Here is a 17,249-nt window from a genome sequence, read left to right on the forward strand (position 1 = left end):
TTTACTTTGCACAATCGATTGTGCAAAAGCTTCGTTGGCGCAGTGCACCCAACTGCCAAGCTGGCAGATGGGTGTTGCGTACGCGTTAATAAAAAGCTATAATACAAGAAAATACGTTGAATAAGCTCCTTCGCCTCCTGCTGCTCATCGCCTTGCCCACCCAGCTACTGGCGCAGGCCCCTAGGCTCGACCACCTGCTCTACGGCGTGGCTTATTACGACGAGTACATGCCCTACGACCGGCTCGACCAGGACGTGGCCCTGATGAAGGCAGCGGGCATCAACGTGGTGCGCATCGCTGAATCGACCTGGAGCACCCTGGAGCCGCAGGAGGGCGTGTTCGACTTTACGCACGTCGATAGGGTACTGAACGCCATGCACAAAGCGGGCATCAGCGTCATTATTGGTACGCCCACTTACGCCGTGCCCACTTGGCTGGCGCGCAAATACCCGGCCGTGCTGGCTACCACCCCTAGGGGCCAAAACCAGTATGGGCCGCGCCAGAACATGGACATCACCAATCCCGATTTCCGCCGCCACGCCGAGGCGGTGATTCGGGCCTTGCTGGGCCACGTCAAAAACCACCCGGCCATCATCGGCTACCAGGTCGATAACGAAACCAAAGCCTATAATACGGCGGGCCCGGCGGTGCAGGCGCTGTTTGTGCAGCACATGCAGCGCAAGTTTCCTTCGCTCGACGCGCTCAATAAGGCCTACGGGCTCGATTACTGGAGCAATCGCATCAATTCGTGGGCGGACTTTCCGTCGACCGTAGGCACCATCAATGCCAGCCTGGGTAGCGAGTTCGCGGCCTTTCAGCGCCAGCTCGTGACCGACTACCTGGCCTGGCAGGCGGGCCTGGTGCGCGAGTACAAGCAGCCCGGCCAGTTCATCACCCAAAACTTTGACCTGGGCTGGCGCGGCTACTCGTTCGGTATTCAGCCCGAGGTGAACCACTTTGCGGCGGCCAAGGCCCTCGACGTGGCCGGCGTGGACATTTATCATCCCAGCCAGGACCAGCTAACCGGCGCTGAAATTGCCTTCGGGGGCGACCTGACCCGCTCGATGAAAAACGGCCAGAACTACCTAGTGCTCGAAACTGAAGCCCAGGGCTTTCCGCAGTGGCTGCCCTACCCCAGCCAATTGCGCTTGCAAGCGTTCAGCCACCTGGCTTCGGGGGCCAACCTGGTGGAGTACTGGCACTGGAGCAGCATCCACAACTCGGCCGAAACCTACTGGAAAGGTGTGCTCAGCCACGATTTGCAGCCCAACTACGTGTATGAGGAAACCAAAACTATCGGGCGCGACTTCCAGCGTCTGAGTCCGCAGCTGGTTAACCTAAAGAAAACCAATAAAGTAGCCCTCCTCTTCAGCAACGAGGCGCTGACGGCCGAGGGCTGGTTCAGCAATGGCCTGGACTACAACCAGGTGCTGCGCTCGTTCTACGACCCGCTCTACAAGCAAAACGTAGGCTGCGACCTGGTAGACCCCAGCAGCCCCGACCTGAACCAGTATGCGCTGCTCATCGTGCCCATGCTGTATGCCGCGCCCGCCAGTCTGCTCGAGCGCCTCGACCAGTACGTGCAGCAAGGCGGGCACTTGCTCGTTACCTACCGCAGCGGCTTTTCGGACGAGAATGTGCAGGTGCGCCATACCACGCAGCCGGGCCTGCTTAGCAAAGCGTGCGGTGTGACGTACAGCGAGTTTACGACGCCCGAAAAAGTGGGCCTGACAGGGGAGGCGTACCAAGCTGCCCCCGACGCGAACAAGGTAACCACCTGGATGGAGCTGCTACGCCCCACCACGGCCCAGGTGCTAGCCCGCTACGACCACCCCGTGTGGGGAAACTATGCGGCCATCACCGAAAACCACTACGGCAAAGGCCTGGCCACTTACGTGGGCTGCCATACCAGCAGCGACCTAGTAGACAAGCTGGTAACTGATGCCGTGAAGAAAGCGGGCCTCTGGGGTGCCGACCAGCAGCTGAGCTTCCCGCTCATCACCCGGGCGGGCCTCAACCAGCGGGGTAAAGCCGTGCACTACTACTTCAACTACGCCGCTACGCCCGGTAGCGTGCGCTACCCCCACGCCGCCGGCCGTGAGCTGCTGGCGGGCACCGCCGTTAGCCAGGGGCAGCAGCTCACCCTAGCCCCCTGGGGCGTGCTGATAGTAGAAGAGAAGTAAGCGCTGCCAGTCCACTACGCGCGCCCCCGCAGCCAACCCGGCCCGTCGGCCACGCCACTTAGCTTGCCAGAAGCGCCCCCGGCAGTATCTTACCCATTCGTTTATCGGCCAAAGGATAAACGCAGGCGGTTATGATTAGTTTTTACCTCAACGACCAGCCGGTGCACACCACCGAGCCCGCCCCGAGCCCGCTACTCGACTTCGTGCGCTACCACGAACACCTGACCGGCACCAAAATCGGCTGCCGCGAGGGCGACTGCGGCGCCTGCACCGTGCTGGTGGGCGAGCTGACGCCCGACGGCGAGCGCGTGCAGTACCAAAGCATGACGAGCTGCCTAACCCCCCTAGGCAATTGCCACGGCAAGCACGTGGTCACGGTAGAGGGTATCAACCGGGCGGGCGGACAGCTCACGCCCGTGCAGCAGGCCATCGTGGACAGCCACGGCGCGCAGTGCGGCTTCTGCACGGTGGGCTTCGTGATGTCGCTGACCGGCCACAGCCTCGGCGATAAGCCCGCCACCGCGGCCAGCACCTGCGCCGCCATCGACGGCAATATCTGCCGCTGCACCGGCTACAAGTCGCTGGAGCGCGCCGCCGAGAAGCTCACCGCCGCGCTGGCCGCCCGCCCCGCCACTGGGGCCCTAGGGTGGCTGACTGAGCGGCACTACGTGCCCGCCTACTTTGCGCAGATGCCCACCTACCTAGCCGCGTTGCGCACCGAAACCGCCGCTACCAAAGCCACGGCAGCAGATAGCACCGGCCACGCCCCCACCCCCACCGACAGCGCCACCGTTACAACTCCGCCCAGCGGCCACGCTCAAAATCAGAACGGCACCCGTTCAGCCAATCAGCCATTCAGCCACGCCTTGCTCGGCGGTGGCACCGATTTGCTGGTGCAGCAGCTTGATGCCCTGCGCGAGCAGCCCGTGCGCCTGCTCTTTGATGAAAGCGGCCGGCGCGGGGTGCGCCAGGGTGCGGGTGGCCGCGTGGTGCTAGGGGCCGGCACCACCGCCACGCAGCTGCTGGAAAGCAGCCTGCTGCGCGAGCTGCTGCCGGCCCTGCCGCAGTACCTGAAGCTGGTAAGTAGCACGCCCATCCGCAACATGGGCACCGTAGCCGGCAATTTCATCAACGCCTCGCCCATCGGCGACCTTACCATCCTCTTCCTGGCCCTAGGGGCCGACATCACCCTCGCCGACCCCACCGGCGCTACCCGCGTACTGCCGCTCTCGGAGCTGTATCTGGGCTATAAGAAGCTGGATAAGGAGCCGCACGAGCAGCTCACCGAAATCAGCTTCCCCGCCCCGCTGCCCGGCGACCTGTTCCATTTCGAGAAAGTAAGCAAGCGTACCCACCTCGACATCGCCAGCGTGAATACCGCCTGCTGGCTGCGCTTCGAAAACGGCACCATCGGCGCCGCTCGCCTATCAGCCGGTGGGGTGGGGCCGGTGCCGCTGCTGCTGCGCCGCACCAGCGCCTACCTGCTGGGCCGCGAGCTGAGCGCCGATACCCTAGCCGGGGCCAACGAAGTAATGCAGGCGGAAATCAGCCCCATCTCCGACGTGCGCGGTACCGCCGCCTACAAGCGCCTGCTGCTGCGGCAGCTGCTGTGGGCGCATTTCGCGCAGTTTGGAGCGGCGGCGGAAATGGTATTATAAGTATATAAGATATAAGAACGTCCTGCTCATCTAGCGTCCGCTTGCCGAAGCATCTTGGCAGAACTCGTTGAACGATACCCGAGCGGCGTAGTAGAGATGCTTCGGCAAGCGGACGCTAGATGAGCAGGACGTTCTTTTCCAGGATAGGATTGCCATGAACCACCTCGACCCCCACCGCCACGTGCGCGGCGAATCGCAGTATCTCGACGACGTGCCCGAGCAGCAGGGCACCTTATTTGCGGCCGTGTACGAGTCGCCAGTAGCGCATGGCGTGCTCAAAGGCCTCGACCTGAGCGCCGCCCGCCGGGCGCCCGGCGTGGCGCGCATTCTCACGGCGCAAGACGTGCCGGGGCGCAACCAGATTGGCGGCATCGTGCCCGACGAGCCGCTGCTGGCCGAGGGGCACGTGCATTTTCGGGGGCAGCCGGTGGCGCTGGTGCTGGCCCGCACCGAGCGGCAGGCTCACGCGGCGCTGCGGCTGATACAGGCTGATATTGAGTTACTACCTGTCATCACCGACCCTAGGAAGGCGGCGGCGCTAGGCGAGTTTATCGTGCCGCCGCGCACGTTTCGCATCGGCGACTCGACCGGGGCGTTTGCCGGCTGCGCGCACGTGTTTGAGGGCGTGGCCGAGAGCGGCGGGCAGGAGCACTTGTACATCGAAACGCAGGGCGCCTACGCCTTCCCGACCGAGTTGGGCGGGGTGCGCATCATCTCGTCTACGCAGGGGCCGACGGCCGTGCAGCGGCACTGCGCCGTGGTGCTGGGCCTGGGCATGCACCAGGTAGAGGTGGACGTGACGCGCCTCGGGGGCGGCTTCGGCGGCAAGGAGGACCAGGCCACGCCCTGGGGCTGCCTGGCGGCCCTAGGGGCCTACCTGACCCGCAAGCCGGTGAAGCTGGTGCTCGACCGCATGGCCGACATGCGCATGACCGGCAAGCGCCACCCCTATAGCTCCGACTTCAAAATCGGCCTCGACGCGGACCTGAAAATCGTGGCCTACGAGGTGCAGTACTACCAGAACGCCGGCGCGGCGGCCGACCTCTCGCCGGCCGTACTCGAGCGCACCCTCTTCCATACCACCAACGCCTACCACATCCCCAACGTCACGGCCACGGCGCACTCGTGCCGCACCAACCTGCCGCCCAATACGGCCTTCCGGGGCTTCGGCGGGCCGCAGGGCATGTTCGTGATGGAATCGGCCATCGTGCGGGCGGCGGAGGCCCTAGGGGTGGCGCCGGCCGAGATTCAGCGCCGCAACCTGCTGCGCGAGGGCGACCTGTTTCCGTATAGACAACCAGCGGAGCTGTGCCACGCCGAGCAGGCCTGGGACGTGGCCGCCGAGCGCTTCGACCTGCCCGGCCTGCGGGCTGAGGTGGAGGCCTTTAACGCCGCTAATAAGTTGTTTAAGAAAGGCTTGTCTGTGATGCCTATCTGCTTCGGTATCTCGTTTACCAAGACGTTTATGAACCAGGCGCACGCGCTGGTGCACATCTACACCGATGGCTCGGTGGGCATCAGCACGGCGGCGGTGGAAATGGGGCAGGGCGTGAACACGAAAATCGCCCAGGTGGCGGCCCGCACGCTGGGCATCAGCATCCACCGCGTCAAAATTGAGAGCACCAATACCACCCGCGTGGCCAACACCTCGCCGAGTGCCGCCAGCGCCACCGCCGACCTCAACGGCCAGGCCACGCTGCTGGCCTGCCAGCGCCTGCGCGAGCGCCTGCTGCGCCTGGCCGGCGCCGAGTACACTGTTGACTACGAAGGCATTGAAATAAAAGACGAGCAGGTGCTGGCCGCCGGCATTCCGGCCGAAACCACCTGGGAGAAGCTGGTGTTGCTGGCCTACGTGCGGCGCGTGAGCTTGAGCGAGAACGCCCACTACGCCACCCCCGGCGTGCATTTCGACGCCAGTACCGAGAGCGGCCACCCCTTCGCCTACCACGTCTACGGCACGGCCCTCACCACCGCCACCGTCGATTGCCTGCGCGGCACCTACACGATTGATGCCGTGCGCATCGCCCACGATTTCGGCCAGAGCTTCAGCCCCGCCATCGACCAAGGCCAGATTGAAGGCGGCGTGGTGCAGGGCATCGGCTGGATGACGCTGGAGGAAGTCAGCTACAACCAGGAGGGCCGCCTGCTCAGCAACTCGCTCAACAGCTACAAGATACCGGACCTCTACTCGGTGCCCGCCGTGCTCGACGTGCACTTCCTCGACACGCCCGGCCACCCTAGGGCGGTATTGCGCAGCAAGGCCGTGGGCGAGCCGCCGCTCATGTACGGCATCGGCGCCTACTTCGCCCTGCGCAACGCCATCCGCGCCTTCCGCCCCGGCGCCGCGCTGCCCCTGGTAGCGCCCATGACGCCCGAGCGCGTGCTCGGCGGGCTGTACCCGGAAGCGGTGGCGGAGCCGGCGGGCGTGGCGGTGGGGTAGGGGCCTAGGGGCTGCCGCAGGCCTGCCTTAGTCCCGGCTGGCTGGGGGCGGCAGCGCGGCCCGTTTACCGTGTTACCTTGAAAATTGCGCCTAGGACTTCTTGGGCTTTTTTGGGGCCGCTAGCAGTTGCAATAGCTGGTCGGCCGTGGGCTGCTGGCGGGTGGGCCGGGGCTGGGCGGCCAGCTGCCGGCGGTATTCTTCCAGAAAAGCATTTTCTTCGGCTATGAGGTCGGGCAGCGCGGCCAGGTGCTCGTTCACGAGGTCCAGTTCGGGCAGGTCGGGGTCGTACTTGCCGAGGCCGGCGAAGTGGCTGGGCATGCGCTTGCGGGTGCCGGCGGCTTTTTCGGCCAGCGCGTCGAGCAGCATCTCGTAGCCGGGAATGCCGCCTATGTCTTCGGGCGGGCCGGCGCGGCGGCCATCGGGGCAGCGAACGGGCGGCAGGGGCGCGCTGGCGGCCAAGGGGGCCGTTTTCTCCACCACCAGCTCGTGCTCCCAGTGGTCGCCCATATCGTACACGTAGCTGACTTTGTCTTTGGGAGCCCGCAGCACCTCGGTCAGCGCCACCTGGCGTGGGTCGCGCCACCACTCGGGCATATCCTGCTCGTTGCCGGGCTGCGCGGGCGGTGTGCCGGTGAGGAAGTCGCTGGGGCTGCCCCAGCCGGTGCTAAACTCGAAAAGGTGCGCGTTTCCCCAGCCAAACGCCAGTTGCAGCGCAAAGTGCAACTCCCAGAACGTGAAGGTGTCGGGTAGCACGAGGCGCCGCCAGACGGCTGGCTTGGTGTAGCGTAGCGTTGCTTTGAGCGTAAGTAAGTTAGCCATGCCGACAAGGTACTAAGCCGCCGGCTGCTTAGCGCCGCCAGCGGGCCGCGTCCAGCCCCAGGGTCACCAGCAGGGCGTGGGGGAGCGTCACGACCGAGGCCACCAACAGCGCCAAGCTAATGAGTACCGGGCCGCCCGCCGCCCGCGTCCATTCCCAGGCGTAGAGCCCCGCCAGCGCCGCCACGCTTATGGCCAGTAGCGGGGCCGAGCGCCTTAGGAAAAAGCCAATCTCGGCCCAGAGCGGCCGGGTGCTACCGGGGTGCCCCATCACTGCATTCATGCGCAAGACGTGCTGCAGGCTGTGCCAAAACACGAAGTACACGCTGCCCGCCAGCACCGGCGGCAGCACCCCCAGCAGGGCCAGCAGCAGCCCGGTTTCGAGCAGGTCGGTGCGGGCTAGCTCGGCCTGACCGGTGGCCGCGTAGCTGCCCCACAGCGCCAGGTGCCCGGCCAGCACCACTGGCCCCAGCACCCGCGCCGCAGCTGCCAAGGCTGCCGCACTCACGGGCGCGGCTCCGGCCAGGGCCAGCAAGCCATTGGTTAGCGCCTGGGTTTGCTGGGGCCAGACTAGCAGCGGCACGGCAAAAAGAAGGCCTCCGCGCAGCAGGCTGTGCGCCAGCCACTGCCCGCGGTAGCGCGCCGCTGCGGGGGCATCGCCCGAGCCCCAGTGCCAAGCCGATAGGCCGAAGAAAAAGGCCACTGCCAGCCCCGGCTGCCACCACCACAGTGCCCCCACGGCCGCCGCCAGCCCCAGGTAGCCGCCCAAAAACACCACCCAGTAGCGCCCCCGGTGGCGGGCCAGCCGGGGGTGCGTGGCCGGCACCACAAACTGGTCGCAGGCGCCGTGGGCTACGCCCAGCCCCACCAGCCCCAGCAGCAGCACCGGCCCCAGCACCCAGCCCGCCCAGGCCGGCACCAGCAGCCCCAGGGCCACGGCCGCCAGCACGGCCGCGTAGGAGTAGCGCAGCGGGCCCAGCCGGGCCGGCGCCCAGGCAGTAGCCGCGTAAGAAAAGGATGGCAGCATGGCAGGCAGAAAAAGCAGCGGGCGCGTAGAGGCGCGGGCAGTAAACGAAAGGCTGCCCCTAACCCTTGGCGGGGCGGCAAGGGGCTAGGGGCAGGCTCCGCGGCCAGCAAGTAGGGGCTAGGCCGTGGTGTAGCCGTCAAGCACCTTCTTCTCGTTCAGGCGCTCATCCAGCATCTGCTTGCCCACCAGGTAGGCCACTACCGAGATGCCTACTTTATTGAACACATCAAATACGCTGAAGGTGAGGTGGATGTAATTCAAATCAATGCTGGTCATGGTCAGCATGTAGCCCAGCGGGTACACGCCCCAAGTGGTAACGGCCGTGATACCAATGAAGCGGAAGCCCCAATTCTCCACGGCGCTGCCCCGCTCCCGGAAGCGCTTATACAACCCAAACAGCGCTACCAGCGCCACCACGTAAAACACCGTCGAAATGGCTCCCCACAGCAGCTTCTGGCCCACGATTATCTCGCCGCTGGCGTCGAGCTGCTGCTCCCCGATGTAGCCCGTCACCACCATCAGAAAGTCGGCAATCATCATCAGCAGGATGGCCCCGGTGGCCTCGCTGAGCTTGATGCGGAACATGGAAGCTGCCTTTAGCAGCAGCAGCGGCGTGGTCACGGCCCAGTCCATATAGCGGTATTGCCCAATGGCGTTGTAGCTGTGGCGGATGAGCGCCGTGCGGGCCTCGGGCGAGCTAAGCTGGCCGAGGTCGTGCAGCATGCCGTGGTAGAAGCGCGTGATGAGCAGGTACGACACGCCCGCTACCACCGAAATAATGGCCCCGTAAGCCCGCGATACCCGGTGCTCGGGCGCCACGCTCTGGTTGGTGAGGAAGCTGAACACTACGCTGCCCAGAAAGCAATACGTCGCTACCGTCATGGTGTAGTAGGTTAGCATGGGGAGAATGCCAACCTCAGCCGCGGTAGGAACAAAGTCGCCGTTGAAGTTCATAGAAAAAGGGTTAAGGGGAAACTACTTTTTCTACGCCTTGCTCAGTAGTTGGTTAGTAGAATAGTGCAAAAAAAAGCCTCTAAATTTGTATGAATTTAATATGAAGTTATAATAAAATGATTTTCAGCTTACAGCGTTTCTTAACAGTCGTCCTTATTGCAAAGCTTTTTGCGTTGCTAGCCAAAACCGCCGGGCACGCCGAGGGAGGGCTAGGGGGCCGGGACGACAGCTGCCGCATCATAAAAAAACGGCCGGCCCAGGGTGCTCCCCCAGGCCGGCCGCCGTAGTCTGCGCGGGGCACAGGCCTACATCTTCTTGGTAGAATCGGCCGCCAGGGTGTTGCCGGGCGCCGACATCTTGCTGGCCGAGTCAGCCATCATGGTGCCCCCTACCTTGTCGGCGGCCGAGTCGGTGCCGAGGGTACTGGTGGGCGTGGTGGTAGTGGTGTCGGTAGTAGCCGAATTGCTGCACGAGCTAAGCAAGGCAGCGCTCACAAAAAGCAGAGCCGGAGCCAGGTACCAGGTTGTTTTCCGCATCACGAAATAAGGTTGGTTCGGTAGGGCTATACGAATGAGTATCAACAAAGAGCGGTGTGGAAAACACGTATTTTTTAACCCGGCGAGCCGAGCCGGTCAGCCAGCTACGGTGCGAAGTGCCCAGCTGAATAAGCAGTGCCTTGCGCCAGGCTTGGGCAAGCGTGGGCTGCCTGCCGCGTTGCGCTTAAGTAGTAAGTCATACGTAAACAGCTAGTCAAAAAGGCGGTCATGCTCATCTGGCGTCCGCTTGTCGATGCATCTCTACCGCTTCGTTCGAGGCGGAACCGCCAGCCAAGATGCTTCGCGGGGCTCAGCATGACCGCCTTTTTGACTAGCTGTTTACGTATGACTTACTACTTAATGCTGGCCTGCCGCAAAAAGCTGCTCGGTTGGCGCCGTACCCAAAAAAGCCCGACCTGACGGCCGGGCTTTCTAGTGCCAGGTACCCCTAGGGCCCTATTGCTTGGTGAAGCGCTGCACGTAGGTGCGGGCGCCGTCGGTGGCGCGTAGCAGGTAGAGGCCGCCCGCCAGGCCCGACACGTCGAGCTGGCTGCCGCCCTGGTAGCGGGCCGCCGGGGCCAGCTTGCCGAGGGCATCAAACACCTCCACGCTGCGCAGCTCGGCGCCCGAGCTTAGTTCCAGCGTCACGACGCTGGCGGCGGGGTTGGGGTAGAGGCTTAGCACGGCGTCGCCGCCCACGGCGCTGGCCGCCGCAATACCCTGGCTGGCTGCCGCCACGGCGGCCCCGCCCGTAATGCTGAGCGAGTAGTCCTCGGTTTCGCCGTAGCTGTAGCTGCCGCAGCTGGTGGTGGTGCTGGCGTCGCTCATCACCACGCGCAGGCGAGTTTTGCCGGTTTTGGCGCTGGCAGGCACCGTAAAGGTGCTGGTCAGGGTGCCGGTGCTCTTGCTGCTGCCGCTCACCACGGTTTCGCCAGCGTCACCGAAGTCGCCGTCCTGGTTGTAGTCGATGTAGATTTTCCAGTATTCGGTGTAGGCCGTGCTCTTGAAGCCCGCCGAGAAGCTGATGGTTTGGCTGCTGCCGGCCGCCACGCTGGTGCTGCTGGCCGTGCCGTCGTAGTAGCCGCCATCGGCGCCGCTGGTGCGCGCCAGGCTGCCCAGCTTCACGTAGTCGATGTACTCGTAGGCCTGGCTGCCGCCCTTGCTGGTGCAGTAGGCGGTGGTGGTGGGCGGCGGGGTGGTGCTGCCGTAGGCGGCCCCAATGCCTACCGCGTACCAGGCGTTGGTGACGGCCTGGGTTTGGGTCGAGGTGGCCCCAAACAAGTCGGTAGCCGCCTGAATGGAGTAGATGCGGGCATTGGCGTAGGTCGAGCTGGCCGTGAGGTACACGCTCTCGGTGCGGAACAGAATCTTGGCCGCGTCGCCCAGCCCGAGGCCCGTCACGCTGAAGCTGTTGCCGGCTTCGTTGGTGCCGCTCTTGCCCACGGCCACCAGGTAGTACCAGTAGTTGAGCACGCCCGAGTTGGTGTGCACGCCGCCGTTGTCGCTGGTGCCGCTGTACCAGTTTTTGCCCTTGTAGTAGGCCGGCTGGCCATACAGGTTGGGGTTGCTCATCGAGCGCAGCGCCCCGCCGGCTTTCATAATCTCCTCGCCAATGTCCCAGGTGCTCTTACCGGTCAGGCCCAGCTTGTCCACGGTGTACTTCTCCACGCTGGCCCCCCAGCAGTCCGAAAAGCCCTCATTCATGGCGCCGCTCTCGTTGCTGTAGGTCAGGTTGGCGGTGTGTTCGCACACGGCGTGGCCGATTTCGTGGCCGCACACGTCCAGCGCCGTCAGGGGCTTGAAGGTGGTGGCGCCGTCGCCGTAGGTCATCTCGGTGCCGTCCCAGTAGGCGTTTTCGTAGCTCTTGCTGTAGTGCACGTAGCTCTTGATTTTGGCGCCCGCGTTGTCGTAGCTGTTGCGGGCGTGCACCTCTTTCCAGTAGTCGTAGGTGCTTTGGGCGCCGAAGTGGGCATCGCCGGCCACGTTGTCGTATGCGGCGTTGTTGTACTCGGCCGCGGTCCAGTTGTTGTCGGCATCCACAAAGTCCACGGCCGCGCTGTAGTTAGTGCCGGTCTTCAGGTTATAGGTTTCGATGCCGTTGCCGCGGGTGTACTCGCGCAGGCGGTAGCCGCCAGTGGTGGTTTCGGTGGCCAGCGAGCGGGTGCCGCTGTAGGCCGTGGCAAAGCTGGCCGTGGCGCCCGCGTGCTTAATAATATCGTCGCGCAGCACCACTTCGCCGGTTTGGGCGTGCACGTAGTAGTAGGCGCGGCTTAGGGGCGCGGCGGCGTAGATGTTGAACTTCCAGGCCAGCACCAGCGGGCCGGTGTTGTCGGCGCTTTGGCGGTTGTCGCGCACCAGCACCAGCTCGCCGCTGGGGCGGTAGCTGGCGTCGGCGCGGCCGGTTTGCTTTTGCAAGAAGGCCTCCATGCCGGGCTCCTGCCACATATAGCGCCGGGCCCCGATGCTGGCCAGGGCGCGGCTCAGGGCCGCGTCGGCCCCTAGGGTGGGCTGCACGCTCAGCTGCTCGTCCACGGCCTCAAAGTCGCCGCTGATGCTTTGCACCTGGTTTTGGCGGGCGTGCACGGTGTAGCTGGCGTGCTCCACCTTTACGCCCCGGTAGTACTGCTCGAAGCGCTGGTGCGTGAAGCCCTGCGGGTCGGCCTCGAAGCGGGCGGCGCGCAGTTCGTCGTAGCGGCCCACCGGCAGCTGCTGGCGCAGCACCTGGGCGGCATTGGTGGCGCTGAGCGTGGCGCGGGCGGCGGCCGAAAAGGCCACCAGCGTAGGCTGGCCATCGGCCCCCACTGCTTTCTGCTGCACCTTGGCGCCGTCCTGGGCGCGCGCCAGTTGGGGCAGCAGAGCTGCGCTGGCGAGTAAAGCAGCTGCGTAGTACTTATTCGTCATAAAGGGTGGTTTAGGAAAAGAGAAAAGAAGAAAAAAAGTAGAATTTCTACTCCCGTTGGCGCAAGCTAAGCGGAATTTTTAAGCCGGCAAAAAGCCTTACGTGTAGGTTTGATGAAGTAAGCAAAGGGCTTTTCAAGTGATTGAGAGTCATAAAATTTTATTTTAGGTTTCGCTAAATCGGTTTAGCTCGTTTTAAATGAAGATTAGTTGAACTTGTCGCTGCCCGCCCGCCCACCGTGCCCAAGTAGTTGGCCTACCAATTGATAGCGGCCGAAATAGCATTTAAATCAGAAAAAAATAGAGCTATAAAGCCCTAATTTTACACCATTATCGAATGCTTAGCTATAGCTGCCCTGCTATATGCAAGGTGGCCTAGGCGCGGCTAGTGGGCTGGCCGGCGGCCCCGCCTACGCCGGCTGCCGCCGCTACGCTCGCCCAGCCCGGGTTACATAAAAAGCCCCGCCCCCACGCGCGGCGCGGCAGGGGCGGAGCTTCCATAGTTGCTTAGAAGCCGGCTAGTTAGCGGCCGGGTGCGGGGCTGGCTCCGTCAGGCGCAGCAGCTCTTGCAGGTAGGGGCCCCAAATGGCAGGGTTGGAGTGGGTGCCGTGGCCGGTAGTCAGGTCGCTGATGGGCAGCAGGATGTAGCGGCCCCTGGGCACCTTCTTTATCTCTACTTCCAGAATACCCAGCTCGGGCGGGTTCACCTGGTCGTCGGCCGAGTTGATGGCGAACAGCGGCGCCCGAATAGCCCCCAGGTGCGGGGCCGGGTTGTAGTCGCGCGAGGCGTCGAACTGGTAGATGAAATCATTGGCGTCGAGGCTTTTGTAAAAGTTAGCTTCGGTTTTGGCCAGCGCTGCTTCGGCCAGGGTGCGGGTGGGTGCCTGGCGCTGCATCTGCTTGGGGCTGCTGGTCATCATGATGAGCGACGAGGCGGCCCCGGCCAGCCCCACGCGGGGCTCGGTGGCGTACTGGCCGTTTTGCCAGGCCGGGTCCATTTCTATCATGTCGATGGCCATTTTGCGCAGCATGCGGTTGCGGCCGGCTATCTCGACGGGCAGGCTGGCCAGAGGCAGCAGCGCATCCATAAAATCGGGGTGCTGGTAGCCCCACACCCAGGTTTCCATGCCGCCCATTGAAGTGCCCATCACCAGGCGCAGGTGGTTCACGCCCAGCTTTTGGGTTAGCAGCTGGTAGTCGGCTTGCACCATGTCGTCGTAGGTGTACTTCGGAAACTGCATGCGCAGCCCGTTGCTGGGCTTGCTCGACTGGCCGTGGCCGATGGCGTCGGGCAGGATGAGGTAGTACCGGGTGGCATCCAGCAGCTGGCCTGGCCCAAATAGGTGCCCGGCAAACTGCGCGTTGAGGAAGGCGCCGCCCGCACCCGTGGTGCCGTGCATGATGAGCACGGCGTTGGTTACCCGGCCGCTTTTATCGCGCCGGGGCTGCCCTAGGGTGGTGTAGTGCAGCCGCAGCTCGGGCAGGGTTTCGCCGCTGGCAAAGCGGAAGTTGGGCAGCTCGTAATCGCCCGTTTGGGGGCTGGGGTAGGGCTGGGTGGGGGCCTGGCCGGCGGCGGGCAGCGCCAGCCAGCCCAGCAGCAGGGCCATGCGAAAAAGCAGCATAGGTAAGGAAGCAACAAGTGAAACGCCAGCAGCCGGGCCGCTAGCTACCCGCCAAATGAAGCGCAAAAAACTTAAATTGCCCACCGGTGGCCCCGCTGGCTGCCAGGTGCTTAGCGGCCCCGCCGCCCCTGGGCGGCCGCCCGCGCAAGCAGCCCGGCCCGTCCTACCCGCGCCTTTAGCTTGCCGGGCGCCGCGGCTGCCCGGCCACCGCCCGGCTTTGCGCTCTATTTCATAGCTTAACTTCCCGCATGCTGAAATACCTATTGCTGCTCGCTGGCTTGGCCAGCCTGCCCGCGAGCCTGCCCGCCCTAGGGCAGCAGGCCCCCAAAAAGCCCCTCGACCACACCGTGTACGACCAGTGGCAAAGCGTGGCCAACCAGCACCTTAGCGCTAATGGCCAGTACGTGCTCTACCAGGTGAAGCCCCAACAGGGCGACGGCGTGCTGTACATCAAAACCACCGGCGGCCGGCTGGTGCGCCAGGTGCCGCGCGGCGACTCGGCCCAGTTTTCGGCCGACTCGCGCTACGCCGTGTTCAGCATCAAGCCCCGCTACCAGGACGTGCGCCAGGCGCGCATCAAAAAGAAGAAGCCCGACCAGATGCCCAAAGACTCGCTGGGCGTGCTGGCGCTGGCTACCGGGCAGCTCACCAAGTACGCCAACGTCAAGTCGTTTCAGCTGGCCGAGGAGGCGCCGGTGCTGGCTTTCCTAGGCCCCAAGCCGGCCGTGAAGGACTCACTGAAGAAAGCGGCGCCCGTGGATACGGTGAAGAAAATAACCGATAAGCTGTTGGAAGTCAAGAAGGAAGGCGCCCTGCTGACGGTGCTGCGCCTGACGGGCGGCCCGGCCCGCACCTTCGAGGCCGTGACGGACTACCAGCTCAGTAAGCCGGGCAACGCGGTGGCTTTTGCCGTGGCGGCCCCTAGGGGTGATAAAGCTACCAAGTCGGGCCTGTTTGTGCTGGAGCTGGCCAGCGGACGCCTGCGCCGGGTGAGCGCGGGCAAGGGCGTGTACAAGAACCTGGCCTTCGACGACGCGGGCCAGCAGCTGGCGTTCACGGCCGAGAAGTTTCCCGAAAAGGCGCTCGTCAAGCCCTTTAGCCTCTACTACGCCGCCGTGGCCGGCGCCGACAGCGCCCGGCTGCTGCTGGCGCCGGGGGCCAGCGTGCTTAAGCGGGGCTGGTCGCCGAGCGGGTTTGGCAAAGTGGCGTTCAGCGACAACGGCGAGAAGCTCTTTTTTGGCACCGCGCCCGACCCCGTGCCGCAGGACACGACGCTGGTGGACTTTGAGCACGCCAAGCTCGACATCTGGAACTACAAGGACGACTACCTGCAGCCCATGCAGCTGAAAACACTGAAGAAGGACTTGCAACGTAACTACCTGGCCGTCATCTACCCCAGGGCCGGGGGCAAGTTCGTGCAGCTGGAGGACGAGTACCTGCGCGACTCGTTTGTGGCCGAGCAGCGCGACGCCGAGTACGTGCTGGCCGTGACCGACACGGCCAAGCGCGTGGCGATGCAGTGGCAGGGCAACACCTTGAAGCAAGCCTACTTGGTATCGACGCGCACCGGCGAGCGCATCGCCATCAACCCCAAGGCCGCCAAGAGCCGGTTTCAACTTTCACCCCAGGGCCGCTACGTGGTGTGGTACGACTACGAGCAGAAGAACTGGTTTTCGTTTGACGTAGCCACCCGCAAAACCACCAACCTGACCGCCAAAACCGGCGTGGCGATGGCCGACGAGGAAAACGACTCGCCCGACGACCCGCAGCCCTACGGCGTGGCCGCCTGGACGAAGAACGACGAGGCGCTGCTGGTGTACGACCGCTACGACATCTGGAAGCTGAACCCACGCACCGGCGCGGCCACCAACTTCACGGCCGGGCTGGGCCGCCGCCAGCGGCTGCGCTTCCGCTACGAGCTGCCCATCCCGAAGCAAAAGTTCATCGAGCCCAAAGCCGAGCTGTGGCTGCTGACCCAGGCCGACAGCACCAAGCAGTGGGGCTACTACAAGAAGAGCCTAGCTAGCGCGCAGGCGCCGCAGCGGGTGGCCCTAGGGCCCGTCAGCTACTCGCCCTTGCTGCAAGCCAAGCACGCCCCCGTTTTCGCCTATACCAAGCAGAGCGTACAGGCCCCGCCCGACCTCTACGTGAGCCGCGACCTGGTGCACGAAACGCGCCTGAGCAGCATTAATCCGCAGCAGAAGGACTACAACTGGTTTACGGCCGAACTGGTGCACTGGACCACCCCTAGGGGCCACGCCGCCACCGGCATCCTCTACAAGCCCGAGAACTTCGACCCCGCCAAGAAGTACCCGATGGTGGTGTATTTCTACGAGAAGCTGTCGGAAAACCTCTACCACTACAACGCCCCGGCGCCCACGCCCTCGCGCCTCGACCTGGCCCTGTTTGCCAGCAACGGCTACCTGGTGTTCACGCCCGACATCAGCTACACCATCGGCGAGCCCGGCCCTTCGGCGGTTGATTTTATTAACTCGGGGGTGGAGAGCCTGAAGAAAAACGCCTGGGTGGATGGCGCCCACATCGGCCTCCAGGGCCAGAGCTGGGGCGGCTACCAGGTGGCCTACCTCATCACCCAAACTCCGATGTACGCCGCCGCCTGGGCCGGCGCGCCCGTCGTGAACATGACCTCGGCCTACGGCGGCATCCGCTGGGAGTCGGGCATGAGCCGGCAGTTTCAGTACGAGCACACCCAGAGCCGCATCGGCGGCACGCTCTGGGAAAAGCCGGACCTCTACATCCGCAACTCGCCCCTGTTTTCGCTGCCCAAGGTGCAAACGCCGGTGGTGATAATGGCCAACGACGCCGACGGCGCCGTGCCCTGGTACCAGGGCATCGAGATGTTTACCGACCTGCGCCGCCTGGGCAAGCCCGTGTGGCTGCTGCAATACAACGGCGAGGCCCACAACCTGGTGAAGCGCGAAAACCGCAAAGACATCTCCATCCGCGAGCTACAGTTCTTCGACCACTACCTCAAGGGCGCCCCCGCCCCGGTGTGGCTCGACAAGGGCGTGCCCGCCGTAGAGAAGGGCCGCAACTGGGGCCTGGAGGTATCGAGCAAGTAGTGGGCCCTAGGGGGTAGTAATCGAAAAAAGAA

Annotated in this window: 10 protein-coding genes; 4 read left to right on the forward strand and 6 right to left on the reverse strand. The window is 64.2% G+C overall.

The genetic code is table 11. The annotated features are described in order from the left end of the window. Positions 1–116 precede the first annotated feature (116 nt). The 3 genes from HHL22_RS13810 (at position 117) to HHL22_RS13820 (ending at position 6,281) form a co-directional block, all read left to right on the forward strand. Positions 117–2,183 carry a beta-galactosidase gene (locus HHL22_RS13810; RefSeq protein WP_241738104.1) on the forward strand — a complete coding sequence of 689 codons (2,067 nt, stop codon included), beginning with the start codon at positions 117–119 and terminating at the stop codon, positions 2,181–2,183. Between the two features lie 131 nt (positions 2,184–2,314). Further along, positions 2,315–3,841, forward strand: coding sequence for an FAD binding domain-containing protein (locus tag HHL22_RS13815; RefSeq protein WP_169531935.1), 1,527 nt, complete (start codon positions 2,315–2,317; stop codon positions 3,839–3,841). A 154-nt stretch (positions 3,842–3,995) separates the two neighbouring features. Further along, entirely contained in the window at positions 3,996–6,281 is a 2,286-nt protein-coding gene (locus HHL22_RS13820) for a xanthine dehydrogenase molybdopterin binding subunit (protein ID WP_169531936.1), read from the forward strand. A 90-nt stretch (positions 6,282–6,371) separates the two neighbouring features. On the opposite strand, the gene HHL22_RS13825 is transcribed toward HHL22_RS13820, so the two are convergent. The 6 genes from HHL22_RS13825 to HHL22_RS13850 form a co-directional block, all read right to left on the reverse strand. Continuing rightward, complete coding sequence (locus HHL22_RS13825; protein WP_169531937.1) at positions 6,372–7,100, reverse strand: plasmid pRiA4b ORF-3 family protein; 729 nt, start codon at positions 7,098–7,100, stop codon at positions 6,372–6,374. Between the two features lie 28 nt (positions 7,101–7,128). Continuing rightward, positions 7,129–8,124 carry a Brp/Blh family beta-carotene 15,15'-dioxygenase gene (locus tag HHL22_RS13830; RefSeq protein ID WP_169531938.1) on the reverse strand — a complete coding sequence of 332 codons (996 nt, stop codon included), beginning with the start codon at positions 8,122–8,124 and terminating at the stop codon, positions 7,129–7,131. 117 nt (positions 8,125–8,241) lie between these two features. Beyond that, positions 8,242–9,078: a bacteriorhodopsin gene (locus HHL22_RS13835; RefSeq protein ID WP_169531939.1), complete on the reverse strand. Its 837-nt coding sequence runs from the start codon at positions 9,076–9,078 to the stop codon at positions 8,242–8,244. 305 nt (positions 9,079–9,383) lie between these two features. Continuing rightward, positions 9,384–9,614 carry a hypothetical protein gene (locus tag HHL22_RS13840; RefSeq protein WP_169531940.1) on the reverse strand — a complete coding sequence of 77 codons (231 nt, stop codon included), beginning with the start codon at positions 9,612–9,614 and terminating at the stop codon, positions 9,384–9,386. 456 nt (positions 9,615–10,070) lie between these two features. Further along, positions 10,071–12,515 (reverse strand): M4 family metallopeptidase, encoded by a 2,445-nt coding sequence (locus HHL22_RS13845; protein WP_169531941.1) that lies wholly within the window; start codon positions 12,513–12,515, stop codon positions 10,071–10,073. 515 nt (positions 12,516–13,030) lie between these two features. Then, positions 13,031–14,134 carry an alpha/beta fold hydrolase gene (locus tag HHL22_RS13850; RefSeq protein WP_169531942.1) on the reverse strand — a complete coding sequence of 368 codons (1,104 nt, stop codon included), beginning with the start codon at positions 14,132–14,134 and terminating at the stop codon, positions 13,031–13,033. 248 nt (positions 14,135–14,382) lie between these two features. Here HHL22_RS13850 and HHL22_RS13855 point away from each other — a divergent pair, with 248 nt between their 5' ends. After that, positions 14,383–17,217, forward strand: a complete 2,835-nt coding sequence (locus tag HHL22_RS13855) for a S9 family peptidase (protein WP_169531943.1) — start codon at positions 14,383–14,385, stop codon at positions 17,215–17,217. Positions 17,218–17,249: the final 32 nt, after the last annotated feature.

The sequence above is a fragment of the Hymenobacter polaris genome, from assembly GCF_012927305.1.
GTDB classification, from domain to species: domain Bacteria; phylum Bacteroidota; class Bacteroidia; order Cytophagales; family Hymenobacteraceae; genus Hymenobacter; species Hymenobacter polaris.